This window comes from Anaerohalosphaera lusitana, from assembly GCF_002007645.1.
Lineage (GTDB): Bacteria > Planctomycetota > Phycisphaerae > Sedimentisphaerales > Anaerohalosphaeraceae > Anaerohalosphaera > Anaerohalosphaera lusitana.
Genome location: NZ_CP019791.1, coordinates 3626035 through 3638600, shown reverse-complemented (window position 1 = coordinate 3638600; position 12566 = coordinate 3626035). Strand labels below are relative to the sequence as shown.

The 12566-nt window shown below is 48.9% G+C and carries 9 protein-coding genes; 5 read left to right on the top strand and 4 right to left on the bottom strand.

Translation table 11 applies throughout. The features are described from left to right. The first annotated feature begins 170 nt into the window (after nucleotides 1–170). Complete coding sequence (locus STSP2_RS14590; protein WP_146663468.1) at nucleotides 171–764, top strand: hypothetical protein; 594 nt, start codon at nucleotides 171–173, stop codon at nucleotides 762–764. 207 nt (nucleotides 765–971) lie between these two features. On the opposite strand, the gene STSP2_RS14585 is transcribed toward STSP2_RS14590, so the two are convergent. Continuing rightward, nucleotides 972–1454, bottom strand: coding sequence for a GreA/GreB family elongation factor (locus STSP2_RS14585; RefSeq protein WP_169853253.1), 483 nt, complete (start codon nucleotides 1452–1454; stop codon nucleotides 972–974). 362 nt (nucleotides 1455–1816) lie between these two features. Here STSP2_RS14585 and STSP2_RS14580 point away from each other — a divergent pair, with 362 nt between their 5' ends. Continuing rightward, nucleotides 1817–2983 carry a GntR family transcriptional regulator gene (locus STSP2_RS14580; protein ID WP_146663466.1) on the top strand — a complete coding sequence of 389 codons (1167 nt, stop codon included), beginning with the start codon at nucleotides 1817–1819 and terminating at the stop codon, nucleotides 2981–2983. A gap of 69 nt (nucleotides 2984–3052) precedes the next feature. Here STSP2_RS14580 and STSP2_RS14575 read toward each other — a convergent pair whose 3' ends face one another. The 3 genes from STSP2_RS14575 to STSP2_RS14565 all read right to left on the bottom strand — a co-directional run bounded on the left by STSP2_RS14575 (nucleotide 3053) and on the right by STSP2_RS14565 (nucleotide 7397). Next, nucleotides 3053–4675 (bottom strand): sulfatase family protein, encoded by a 1623-nt coding sequence (locus STSP2_RS14575; RefSeq protein WP_146664090.1) that lies wholly within the window; start codon nucleotides 4673–4675, stop codon nucleotides 3053–3055. Nucleotides 4676–4691: 16 nt separating this feature from the next. Continuing rightward, nucleotides 4692–6299, bottom strand: coding sequence for a sulfatase family protein (locus STSP2_RS14570; RefSeq protein WP_146663465.1), 1608 nt, complete (start codon nucleotides 6297–6299; stop codon nucleotides 4692–4694). A 207-nt stretch (nucleotides 6300–6506) separates the two neighbouring features. Then, nucleotides 6507–7397 (bottom strand): metallophosphoesterase, encoded by an 891-nt coding sequence (locus STSP2_RS14565; RefSeq protein WP_146663464.1) that lies wholly within the window; start codon nucleotides 7395–7397, stop codon nucleotides 6507–6509. Between the two features lie 841 nt (nucleotides 7398–8238). Here STSP2_RS14565 and STSP2_RS14560 point away from each other — a divergent pair. The 3 genes from STSP2_RS14560 to STSP2_RS14550 all read left to right on the top strand — a co-directional run bounded on the left by STSP2_RS14560 (nucleotide 8239) and on the right by STSP2_RS14550 (nucleotide 12314). Beyond that, complete coding sequence (locus STSP2_RS14560) at nucleotides 8239–9771, top strand: hypothetical protein (RefSeq protein ID WP_146663463.1); 1533 nt, start codon at nucleotides 8239–8241, stop codon at nucleotides 9769–9771. A 68-nt stretch (nucleotides 9772–9839) separates the two neighbouring features. After that, the gene (locus tag STSP2_RS14555) at nucleotides 9840–11354 is read left to right on the top strand and encodes a PKD domain-containing protein (protein ID WP_146663462.1); all 1515 of its coding nucleotides are present in this window, start codon (nucleotides 9840–9842) and stop codon (nucleotides 11352–11354) included. A gap of 159 nt (nucleotides 11355–11513) precedes the next feature. Further along, complete coding sequence (locus tag STSP2_RS14550) at nucleotides 11514–12314, top strand: PEP-CTERM sorting domain-containing protein (protein WP_146663461.1); 801 nt, start codon at nucleotides 11514–11516, stop codon at nucleotides 12312–12314. Nucleotides 12315–12566: the final 252 nt, after the last annotated feature.

Below are 12566 nucleotides of genomic sequence, written 5' to 3'. Positions count from 1 at the left end.
AGTCCTTTTTTAATGGGCTTTTTTGCTTTATGTTGTACTTTTATTTCAGTACGGTGTTTTGGCGTTGGTCGTACCGAATCAAGGTGAAAACTTTTTTCAGTGTTTTGGCGGAGGGTAGTGCAAGGAATTTTTGCCGTTTAAATACCCAGCGTATGAAATGAAGGTTGTTAATGTCCAAAGGCCTAAAGAATAGTCACAAAAACTGTGGCGTTTTAGTTCTGAAATTGTTCGCAACAGCGGCTTCGTTGACTCTTCCTCTGGTTCCCCTAACTTATATTGCGTACTCAAACACATTGTCAGCAAGCGGTGGGGCAGTAGTGTTTTTCTGCTTGTCGCTTGTAGCTGCTGCCTCCGCATTTTGTTACAGACCTACTTACAAGGTTATCATTCTTTTTGCTGCACTTGTACTGGCTTCTATGCTGTCATCATTAATGGGCCCCATATTGTTGTTTTTCATGTGTATTTTTGCCGGAGCTTTTGGTGTCAATCTGCTGCCGACTAAATGGAACCGCTTTTCAATTTGGATTATTCCGTATGTGATTGCGCGGGCAGTCCTGGCAGGCATAGTTTTCTTCTTAGTTGCTTCCAAAATACAATTGAACGAATGTGTCCTTCTTACATCTAAGTTTGACTCGCTTTGTAGCTTTACGGCTATTTTTATTTTAGCACTTCTGATTTTTGATTTATGTGGCTTAGGCTTACGCTATTGTTTTCGCGGGTATTCTTTGTCGCGACAAACCAACAGCTCTGACGAGCATGCCTAAACTCTCAATTAGAACCATAACCATCCGCTGACCACGAAAGCGTGAGCTTCATGCTTTACCAGGTTGTACCCTAAGCTGTACCTTGTCAACCGAAAGGCACTTGTCAAAGGAAAGATATATTTTTCTGGAGAGTCACAAAACCGACATGGTTGAAAAAATTTGGGCGTTGCCGAAATCAGACACGCTAGTTATCTCCAAATAACGATCCTACTTGAATTCCGACTTGCCGATATCGAGCATTTCAAATTGCAGTTCCCCGCGGGGCACCTCAACGGAGACCTTGTCCCCGACTTTGAGACCCACCAAAGCTTCCCCTACCGGCGATAGGATCGATATGCTGTCTTCGGTCAGATCCGCATCATACGGCCCCAGCAACTGCCAGATTATCTTCTGGTCGGTATCGAGATTCCGTACGGTAACCACCGTCCCGAACCCAGCCTTCTCGCAAGATACCTCTGTACAGTCCCTCGGCTGAGAATGATTGATCTTCGCCCGGATCTCCCCCATCCGTCCTTCGATAAAGCCCAGGTTCTGACGACCGTAAATATAGGCGCCGTTTTCCTTGAGATCACCCTCCTCGCGAGCTTCAGCTACTCGCTGACGCGTTTCGACGGCGTCCTTCTCCAGTTTTTCCAAGTCCTCAAAAAGCTTCTCACGGCCAGTAAACGATATTGGCATCATATCTTGCATGGGAGTTCCTTCATCCATAAAAACATCAACTTCTCAAAGCACAGATTTTAGCAAATTATGAGCATTTGTAAACAGCTTTATTTTTGTCGGCAACGAGAACGAAATACTCATTTAACAACAATATAGGCAATCACAGTGTTTTTGTTCTGTGAAACCCCGCAAACATCTCCCATTATTTGAACGCAAAGCCATGTCTCTAACCTGATCCAAGCGTATTAACCGGCTTTTCGACTTAATTGCAGGTATGAGAAAGGGTTGCGAAAGCAATTGAAAATATGTAATTACTTTTGTTGACTTTGCTATACCATGACGTATAATTCGACTGTTTAATACTGAATTCATGTATAAAGAGAGGTATGTAGTTGGCTAAGCAGAGAGCAGAGAAAAAAATAAAGCATCAGTACATTTATGACGTCCTCTGTCAGGACATCATAAAGGGTGTATACAGGCCCGGACAAAGTCTACCTACAGAAAAGGAACTGGCGAAACGTTTCAAGGCTTCCCGTCCCACCATCGCAAGGGCCATGCACGAGTTGCAGCATGAAGGACTTATAGTTCGACGGCAGGGACAAGGTACATTTGTTCGCCAGATCCAGAAGACTGAGAAAAAGACACTGGGGCTTCTGGTTCATTGGCAGCTTTGGTCCGAAAATCACCGTCCTGATCAGTCGACCACTATTTTCGGAATTATGATTCCTGAAATCCTTCGCGTAGCGAGTCAGTTCAATTATTCGCTTCTGTTAAATGATATTCCCGAAGGCCTTGTCGATCCGGTTGAGCGGGCCAGAAGTGTATGCAGGCGATTGGTTGATTCCCGCGTTAGCGGTGTATTCTTCACCCCGCTCGAATTGATTGAAAACTCGGATGCTATTAACAAAGAAATTGCCGCCATTTTCCGTGATGCCGGTATCGCTGTTGTTTTGCTGGACCGTGATATTACCGATAGCTATCATCGCAGTGATCTTGATATCGTCGGGATCAACAATGAGCAGGCATCTCTCGTTTTGACCCACCATCTGATCGAATCGGGATGCAAAAAAATCGATTTCATTTCTTCTTCGATCCACACCACCGCTATTAACGACAGGATCAGAGGGTACCGCATTGCTCTTGAAGAAAATGGCATGGAGTTTGACAGTAATCGCGTTCATTTGCTTGAAAGTAAGCTTTTACGCAAGTCTGCATCCGAAGATTCCGGCCATGAATTGATACGGCTGGTCAGGGAAAAGCAGGTGGACGCATTTATTTGCGTCAACGATGATACCGCCAGTGACGTCATCAATTTCTTTTTACAGAACGGCGTAAGGATCCCGGAGGATGTACGAGTCGTTGGATTTGACGATCTTCCGACCAGCCAGAACCAGCAGGTTCCGCTGACCACTATCAGGCAGCCGATCCAGGCACTGGCCCTGGAATCGATCAGGACAATGCTAAGCAGGATCGAGAACCCGGAAATGGCAGCACGTGATATCTTAGTCAAAACCGAGTTAGTTGTCAGGGACTCTTGCGGCAGCAAACTGAAATCTTAAACAAATAACCCTCACGCAAGCCGATGCAAAGATGCGCACCTGGCATTAGTTGGAATTTCCACTTAGCTGTCAGTTCGCGACCTTGGGTTTGGCCCTGCGTACGATTTCGCTCTTTCCTGTAGCAGGGATTCTGCTGGTGAAATCTGCGTAATATTTCCGGAGCTGCTTGCTGATTTGGGCATATTTCGGATTCTCGATCTGGTTGTGCATTTCATGCGGATCGTCTCCTCGGTCGACCAGCATATCACCAAACGATCTGAAATCCCAGCTCTTCGCATATTCTGTCGGATCGAGCCATATCCCGAGTTTATGATCTTCAGTGATTACCGTTGCCTGCGACCAGTTTTCCGAAACTATGTAGTCGCGTTTTTCAGATTGCCCCCCAGTCAGCGTTGCCCCAAGCGAAGTAGCATCGATGCCGTGCTTCGTCTCAGGCAGGTCGATACCCGCAAGCTCCAGGATCGTCGGATACAGATCAAACATTTCCACAAGATCATCCACCTGCTGCCGCTTAACGTTTTTTGGATAAGAAACGATCAACGGTACTCTCAGCGTTTCCTCATAGAAGTTATGCCCGATCGCACATTTTTCCACCATGCCGTGCCTGCCTGCAAAATCCCCGTGGTCCGAGGTATAAATGACGATCGTGTTTTCGAGCAGCCCCTCTTCCTCGAGTGCGTCCATGATCGCCCCGACATGATGATCGATCTCCGTGACAAGTGCGTAGTAGGATGCGATGTAAAACCTGTAAAGCTGTTCATCCTCGGCTGCTTTATCAAGTCGCCACACCCTGTTCTTGCCTTCGTGCCAATCCTCCAAAGCAGGGGGCAGAGCATCTGGCTCTTGATCCAGTGTCGGCGGCTTTTGTATCGCGTCTCCCTCAGCAGTGCCTTTTCCCCACCTGGAATAATCATACTCATCCAGAAACCGTTTTTGCGCATTGTACGGCTGATGCGGACGGTAGAACGAGGCCCAGCAGAAAAACGGTTCATCGCGATCCTTCTGTTCGCGAATGAGCTTGATAGTTTCCTTCGCGGTAAAGGCCTCCATCGTCTTATCTTCCGGCAGCCTGGAAATCCTCGTTGCCAGATCCGCTATAGGATACTTCCCATTAAACTCAGCGGCCCAGTCATGTAAAAACTCGTCCAGGTATCCCTGTTCTTCGATCCATTCCCAATAACTGTTGCCGGGGGTTTCGTCTTTGCTGTGACCGCGATGATAATCCCAACCCTTGTCCGCAGCACCCTTCAAATGCCGTTTACCGAAGGCTGCGGTGTAATAACCGTTCTTCTTAAGCATCGAAGGCAAAGACACAACTTCATCCATCACGCTTGACACATCCGGATTATGCAAACACCCCAATCTGCGTGGATAAATGCCCGTCATCAATGCCATGCGGGATGGCACGCACACGCCGTCCTGACAATACGCTCGGTTGAAAACTGTCCCGCGTTTTGCCAGCTTGTCCAGATTCGGCGTGAGCACATCCGGGTGATCCTGAAATCCAAGACAGTCCGCCTGATGCTGGTCGGAGAACAACAGCACAATATTAGGCATATCGCTTTTGGACGCGGCCTTTGTAAAGCGAGCTGTGCCGGTCATCGCCAGACCTGTTACAGCCGCGGTTTTCATGAAATCGCGTCTTGTAAGACGTCCCGTTCTTGCAGATTCTGAGGTATTAGCACGTTTCATATCGTTACTCCTGTTTTTAGCCAGCTTGTGGCTCTTCGAGCTGATACTGCGCTTTCAGCTTTTCGAATTCGTTTTTCATGTCCTGGACAACAGTCTGGTATTCAGGGTTGTCGTATTCACTTTTCATCTCCAGCGGATCCTTCTTCATATCATAGAATTCCCATTCTCCCGTTCGATAGAATTCGATCAATTTATAGCGTTCCGTCCGCACGCCCCAGTGACTTTTCACCGCATGTATATCATTCCCGTAATAAGTATACAGAATACTCTCCCGCCAATCATCCGGCTTCTCGCCCCTCAGCAGGGGGACCAGCGATCTGCCCTGCACGGCTTCAGGTATCTCCACTCCGGCGGCCTCAAGAAGGGTCGGCGCGTAATCGATATTCTGCACCATTTCCTTGCAGCGAGAGCCTGGTTTCGCGACATTCGGCCACTTGACAATAAGCGGGGTTCGCAACGATTCCTCATACATCCAACGCTTGTCATACCAGCCGTGCTCGCCATTATAAAATCCCTGGTCCGAACCATAGATCACTATCGTATTTTTGTCGAGCCCGCTCGTATTCAGATACTCCAGAACCCGGCCGACGTTTTCGTCCATGGCCTTGATGCACTTGATGTAATCCTTCAGATACGCCTGGTATTTCCAGCGTGTCAGCTCCTTGCCTTTTAGGTCCTTAGATTTGAATTCCTCGTTTCGCGGCACATAGTATGCGTCCCAGGCTTTTTTCTGTTCCTGCGTCATTCGCCTGAATTCCTCGAATGTTGCAGGGTCCATTGATTTCGTTTCAGGAGCCTTTTCCCGAATTGTCTGGACCGGTGTGGTTGCAACTGGAGGAGTGACTTTGAGGTCCGCGGAAATATTCAGATGATCACGGACGGTCATCTCCTGCTGACTGGCTGCAGATGTTCGGCCTTCGTAATCGTCAAACAGGTTTTCGGGTTCCGGCACATCTACGCCATCGAGCAGGCGGAAATGCTTGGGGTGCGGCAGCCATGTCCGATGCGGGGCCTTGTGCCAACTGCACAAAAAGAAAGGCTTGGATTCGTCTCGTTTCCGATTCAGCCAGTCAATCGTCATGTCCCCAATGATATCTGAACAGTAACCCTGCTTCCGAACCGGTTCCGCAGATCCTTTGGTAATAAAATTAGGGTTATAATATGTTCCCTGTCCCGGCAGTACCTGGTAGTCATCAAATCCTCTCGGCATCGTACCCAAATGCCATTTACCCATAACCGCGGTTTGATAATTCGCCCGCTGAAGCGCCTTGACTGCGGTCCATTGTTCGGGGTCGAATCGGTCACCGTTCTTCTTGAAGCCGTTGAGATGGCTGTGCTTGCCCGTCAAAAGAGAGGCCCGGCTAGGCCCGCAAATGGAATTTCCCACAAAGCTGTTTTCGAAAAGCACACCCTCCGCGGCGATCCTGTCAATATTAGGCGTGATCTTGTGCTTTTTGATAAACGCCTGCATTCGTGACCCATAGGCGCCCAGTGTTTGCAGCGAATGGTCATCAGAAAAGATGAACAGGATATTGGGCGGCTTGCTTTCACTCGCTGCAGACAGTCGTCCGCTTATGCACAAAGATACCAGTCCGACGTGTTTCAAAAAATCTCTTCGATTCATGGTTTCGCCTTCTCGAAAACAAAATACATTTCACTTCATTCCTCACTACCGCCCAGCAGATTGCTCCATAAACGCAATGCGATCGGATTGATCACAGCGGCATCGACGAACATCTTACAAAGCATCACATCGCAATCCTCATGCTCGATCGACATCACCGGCGCCGCCCGGAATTACACCCTTTCTCTCAACCTTAAGGTATCTTTGTTATCGCAATGTTTCAATTTCCTTCTTAAGTTCCTCGGTAGTATAGTATGTCTGCTCATAACGTTCTTGCCTTACTTCCACCACGCGGAAACCTGCAGGGATCTTACCCAGCGGAGCGGTAATCGAGTTCGTCGTGATCAGGTCCACGCCCTGGTAACTATTGATCCTGTTGTCATGAAAATGGCCGGAAAATACCGCCTGAACACCGTTTTGTACAAAAAACTCCAACAGCTCCTTCCGAATCCCGACTGGCATGTTGGAATAGGCCCCGGGCTCATCCGGCGAGTTTAAGTACAGCGGGTGATGCATGAAGACGAAAATATTTTCCGCTTTCTTCGCCTCCGGGCTGTCCAATATATCCCAAAGCCATTTCTTATGCTCCCCATGCATCGGCGCATCCGCATCAGCCAGAATGTCCGAACAAAGTCCGATGAAAAGCCCGTCACCGTATTCGAAATCAAACCACAGCTCACCAAAATGCTGCTGATAAGTAGATATGTTGTTGCTCCCGACAGGGCGTCCCAGGTCATGGTTCCCCGGCAGATTATACAAAGGTATGTCGCCGGAAAGCTCAGTGACCGCATCTTTATATGCCCGGATCTGCTCCATGTTGCTTGGCGTTTCAACGAGATCGCCGCACATTACCACAAAATCCGGCTCCAGCCGATTGATCAATTGAATCGCTTCGACCAGATCACTTTTGTCGCCGCGAAACAGTTGCGGGTCCGCAGCAACGATAAACCGAATACTCTCCTTCTGCCGTGAATCGAATTGATCACCCGGAGAAGTTGAATCTGGTCTAAGGCAGCAGCCCGAAAAAAACGTAAGACACAACAAAAAGAATAAGTAGAAATTCTGCCGACGAATCAAGTATAGTGACCAATATCTCATGTGACCTCTATGAATTGGATTACTTCATGGAATTCCGGAATCCGTGATGTGCTTAACCCAGCAGCCTCGGGCATGAATAGTTTGTTGTTCAAATGTAATGTCATATAATTGTATTTAAGTGAAAATGTCAAGTAAAAACATGTGTTTTGGCCCTGGCCATGAAGCTGTGAAGAATAGTCGAACCAGGATAGAAAAATGGGTATCATTGCTTAAAGCAGAAGGTGATCAAAAAGAAAAACGGAGCATGACATAGCTCACTCACGGATAATTGTAACTCTGTAAACAGCGTTTGTAGCATCGCCGAACAATTAGCAATTCAATAACTCATATTCTCCTATCTTCATGTGGTTAAAGGCTTTATGTGGTTTGCGAAGCGGCGGCGATGTTTGGGTTCCAGTCAAATGTAATTACAAATAATAGTCATTTCAAAAAGAGTTTTGATTATTTCGTTGACATTTATTGCCGAAGCAGTTACCATGCTAAAAGATGAAGACAGCCAGTGTGCTCAACGAATCAGGTGTGCCGATTTCTTGTTTCATCAATTGGAGCGAAAGTGGTGAAGTTAATGGGTAATTCAATCGACCAGGTGCCTTACAAAATTTATGCTAAGGCACTGTCTTCCAATTCCTTACCCTCCACCCCGACACAGGCACCAGGCTTGAATCCGACTGTTCTTCCCGGCAATTTTGCCCCCCAGCATCTGCAAGCGAATCCCCAGCATCCTAATTGCACCCAGGATGCGCTTGCCCTCAACGTGGCTAGCTTTGGCAACTGTTTCATGGTTCACTAAGAGCGTATTGTGTAGATATAGCTAATATCACTTGTTTTGGAGGTTATGAAAATGAGAAGAGAAGTTGTTATGTGTTTAGCGGCCATCTTGTTGATGGGAGGGTTTGCCGCCGCGAATACGGTGTGGGACCCGGAGAGCAATCCGGACCCCGATGCCATTGTGAACGGCACAGCTAACTGGGATGTTGCGGAAAACTGGTCCAACGGACTGCCGGGCGACATTGATCAAAAACCCGTCTTCAACGACGCCGGTGCTGCTGTGGAATGTCAGGTTACGACAGATACTCTGACGTTTTCGAGCAATCTGGTTATTGGTGACGGCGGAGATGCCGGCATCCTTCGCGTAATGGATGGCGGAGTCATTACCAAGACAGGCGGTTCCTGGTGTGCTATCGCTTACAATGCTGGCGGTACAATGATCGTTGAAGAAGGCGGCCAGGTGCTTTTGGACTCTCACCTTTGGTTTGGAATGAACGCCGGAGCTGTTGGAGAACTTATCCTCGATGGTGGATTTGTCGACGTTGACGACGCTATGGACCTTGGCAGGGGCGGCGGTACCGGACTTATAACCATTAACAATGGTACTCTGAGGATGCGTTACTATCCGGATGATTTCGACAGCGAGACTTCTGTCTGCGACATCAAGTTCGGCACGCTCGCGATCGAAAACAACTATGCAACCCCGCCCAGCAAACTCTGGAGCCGTATCGATGCAGGAACCATCGTAGGTTTTGGCGGCCTCGGCACGCTGAATGTTGAAAGAGTTGACGGCTTGACACTGGTTACTGCGACCAGCCCGATGCAGCCCTCGCCGGCTTATGGTGAATCGCTTCTGATCGATGAAAACACCACCACTATGTTGGATTTGAATTGGACGAATCTTGACCCCAACACGCCTGGCGATGATGTATATGTCGACGTCTGGTTCGGCACCGATCCGAATAAACTCGACAACCAGGTCTACTCGCAAAAGGTTACCGCAGGACAGAATACTACAACTGTACAAGTGCCGGTTGAGGTTATCGGTACACCGCCCACGAAGTACTATTGGCAGGTTGACTCATATATCTATGGCGCTGACAAGATCAACGAAGAAAACATGATCGAAGGCGAGCTGTTCGAATTTGAGGTCACCGATGACGCCCCGCCCACAGTCGTTATCGAAACGCCTGACACGGTAACCTGGGTTGGCGAACCCGTTCAGTTGGACGCCACGATCACAGACACCGGTGGTTCAACGCAATACATTGAATGGACCGCCAGCGATGCGAGTGTTAGCTTCTCACTCGACAATACCGTAGAGGATCCTGTCGTAACCGCCGCTGCTGCGGCTGGCGAGGTAACTCTGACCTGTACTGTATGGGACGAGCTCAATGGGATCGAGGAAGCCAATTCTGACAGCATCATCCTGCATGTTGCCGAAGATGCTTGTGCGGCTGCAGAAGTTATCGGTGTCGCTGCTGATTATCCGATGGATGTCGCCGAGCCGTTCTGTGTGGTCGACCTCAACGATCTTGCTGCTATCTGTGCTGATTGGCTGACCGATTATGAACTCACTGAGCCAACGGTCATTCCGCAAAACTAATTAGTGAAATAAAAGAATTAAGACTCTTTCTGGAGGTAATAAAGATGAGATTAAAACGGATACTGTGTTTGGCAGTAATCTTGCTGATGGCCGGCATGTCGCCTGCTACTACGGTGTGGAATGCTGTTGACGCGACTGACATTGCCGACGGTTATGCCAACTGGGGCGACGCTGACAACTGGACAGCCGGCTTGCCGGGTACCGAGGGTTCGGGCCTGGATGATAAGGCCGTATTTAATGTTCCCGCCGCCGTGGAAGCTCGCGTGACCGATGCCCAGACTCTTAAGGACCTGGTCATGGGCGACGGCGGAAGTGCAACCGTTCCCGAAGAAAACCTTGTTCGCATTATGGATGGTGGAGTCCTCACCACCGAAGGCAACTGGATGGCCGTTGGATATAACCATCCCGCCAAGCTGGTCGTTGAAAACGGCGGCGTTTACAACCATGCCGGTCACTTCTGGTGGGGCATGAAAGCCGGCGCTGAGGCTGTCATCGAGATCAATGGCGGAACCGTTACCAACGGTGGAGACTTCAGCTTGGGAGGATACCCTAATCCCGAAGGCGGTATAGCCACGGTGAATCTCAATGCGGGTCTTCTTAGCATTGACCACTGGAGTGACGGCAAGGGCGTTCATGACGGTTCGGTAATGGACATCAAATTCGGTACGTTTGAAATCTTTGATGATGGTGATCAAACGTACTGGGCGTCAGAGTATATTGCTGCTGACAGGATCATCGGCTTTGGCGGCCTTTCGACACCCGTGGTTGTTTATGAAAACAATGTCACAACCATAACTGCCCCGGATCCGCTGAACCGCAACCCGGTTTACACCGAAGTCGCGCCCGACAGTGCGCTCGAACTTACATGGACAAACCTTGATCCGGTCGCACCTGCAATAGATGTATGGGTGGATGTCCGTTTCGGAACTAGTCCGGATATGACAGCCAACTCTCAGATCGTCACTCAGGGTCTGAATGATACTTCAGCTACAGTCGATGTCTCAAGTGTTACCGAACCGACAACTTACTATTGGCAGGTGAATTCGTATGTCTACGGCGATCCGTCAGTGGTTGATTACAACGATCCGAACACTGCTGCAGAGATAGTCGAAGGCGAAGTTACACCATTTATCGTAACTCCTAATGTACCGCCTACAGTAGCCATTACTACACCACCGACAGCAACCTGGATCAATGAGCCGATAGACCTGCAGATTGAATTAGTTGATGACACGCCGTCGGAAGTAACCTATCTGTGGACATCGGATGATCCAAATGCGATCTTTGAACCAAGCAACACTGTAGCCGAACCTACTGTGAAGGTTGATTACCATTCAGGACCGTTTACAGTCACCGTTACAGTTGATGACGGATTCAACGATACTGATTCTGCAAGTGTTACCCACGATTGTGCGGAAAGCCCATGCCAGGCTGCTACTGCTGTTATCAACCTGGACGAGCAGTACGTAGGTGACATTGTCACAGACTGTAAGATTGACCTCGCTGACTTTGCTGCTCTGGCCAGTGGATGGCTCGCTGACTTTGCTTTAGATGGACCCACACCGATCCCGCAAGAAGAGTAAGTCAGCTAATATGAATTGAAACGGGTGCCCGGGTCTTGAACCCGGGTACCTATGTTTGAATAAGATTTTGTTTGTAAGAATTGCGGCAGGGTTCGTTGTTCTGTGTTGGAGCAGGATTCGTTGCCGCAAAGTATTTCATTTGTTTGGAGGGAAAGAAAGATGAAAAAGTTTATTGTATTGACATGCGTAATGGCATTAGCTGCAGTCTCAAGTGCTGCGACTGTATGGAATCCGGCAGGCAATGGTATTACCCCGCCGGATACCGGCTTATGGGGCGATGCCGCTAACTGGACTGGCGGTCTTCCAGGTGATACCGAAGCCAAGGCTGTATTCAATGTCCCCGGTGCTGCCGAGGCCCAGGTAGCTGGCTCATACTCGGGCTTCCAGGTTGTTCAGGGCGACAATAATCCTGGCGGTGTACTCCGGGTCCTCAACGGAGGAACCATTACAACTGTCAGCGATAACTGGTCGGCAGTTGGATACAATGACACTGCACAACTGATCGTGGAAGCCGGCGGAACCTTTAACTTCGGTCAGCATGCCTGGATCGGTTTGAATGATGGTGCAGTCGGAACCGTTGACATCTTCGGAACCGTCACCGTCGGAAGTATGCTCGGTCTCGGATGGGGCGGATCGACTAGTCAGGGATTTGTCAACGTTTATGACGGCGGCCTTCTGGCTCTGGCCAATATTCATGGCGATGGATCCAGCTCTATAAAGCACGGCTCGCTGCTGAACATTAACGGAACTGGCAAGGTCACTCTTCTCAATGACCGCATCGGCACCATTAATGACTACGCTGCTAATGGTTTGATCGCAGGTGATGGCATTATCGGAAACGTGGAAGCAACATACGATGAAGCTACTAACCTGACAACTGTTACGGTGGTTCCCGAACCCGCTACACTGTCCCTGCTGGGTCTGGGAGCACTGGCAATGCTGAAAAGAAAGCGTGACTAAGACCTTCTGAATTGTCATCTCCGGGTTGCGGGTTTGATCCCGCAGCCCTTTTTAGATTTGCCTTTAGACTGAGCATTTTTGTACAATTAAGAAAGATTTTAAGGGTGCTTTTAGGAACTGTAATGGGGGTAGGTGGGATGATAAGTATCTGAAGTCTGCTTTAGTCTTGCCGAGGCTAAGAGCAATGATCATGAACCGCTGTGCCTGTTATGCCGATACTTCCTTTGGCACTGCTTACAATATTTAAAAACT

Coding starts and splice junctions, on each gene's coding strand:
- STSP2_RS14590 (WP_146663468.1), top strand. CDS start 171: ATGTCCAAAGGCCTAAAGAATAGTCACAAAAACTGTGGCGTTTTAGTT.
- STSP2_RS14585 (WP_169853253.1), bottom strand. CDS start 1,454: ATGCAAGATATGATGCCAATATCGTTTACTGGCCGTGAGAAGCTTTTT.
- STSP2_RS14575 (WP_146664090.1), bottom strand. CDS start 4,675: ATGAAACGTGCTAATACCTCAGAATCTGCAAGAACGGGACGTCTTACA.
- STSP2_RS14570 (WP_146663465.1), bottom strand. CDS start 6,299: ATGAATCGAAGAGATTTTTTGAAACACGTCGGACTGGTATCTTTGTGC.
- STSP2_RS14565 (WP_146663464.1), bottom strand. CDS start 7,397: ATGAGATATTGGTCACTATACTTGATTCGTCGGCAGAATTTCTACTTA.
- STSP2_RS14560 (WP_146663463.1), top strand. CDS start 8,239: ATGAGAAGAGAAGTTGTTATGTGTTTAGCGGCCATCTTGTTGATGGGA.
- STSP2_RS14550 (WP_146663461.1), top strand. CDS start 11,514: ATGAAAAAGTTTATTGTATTGACATGCGTAATGGCATTAGCTGCAGTC.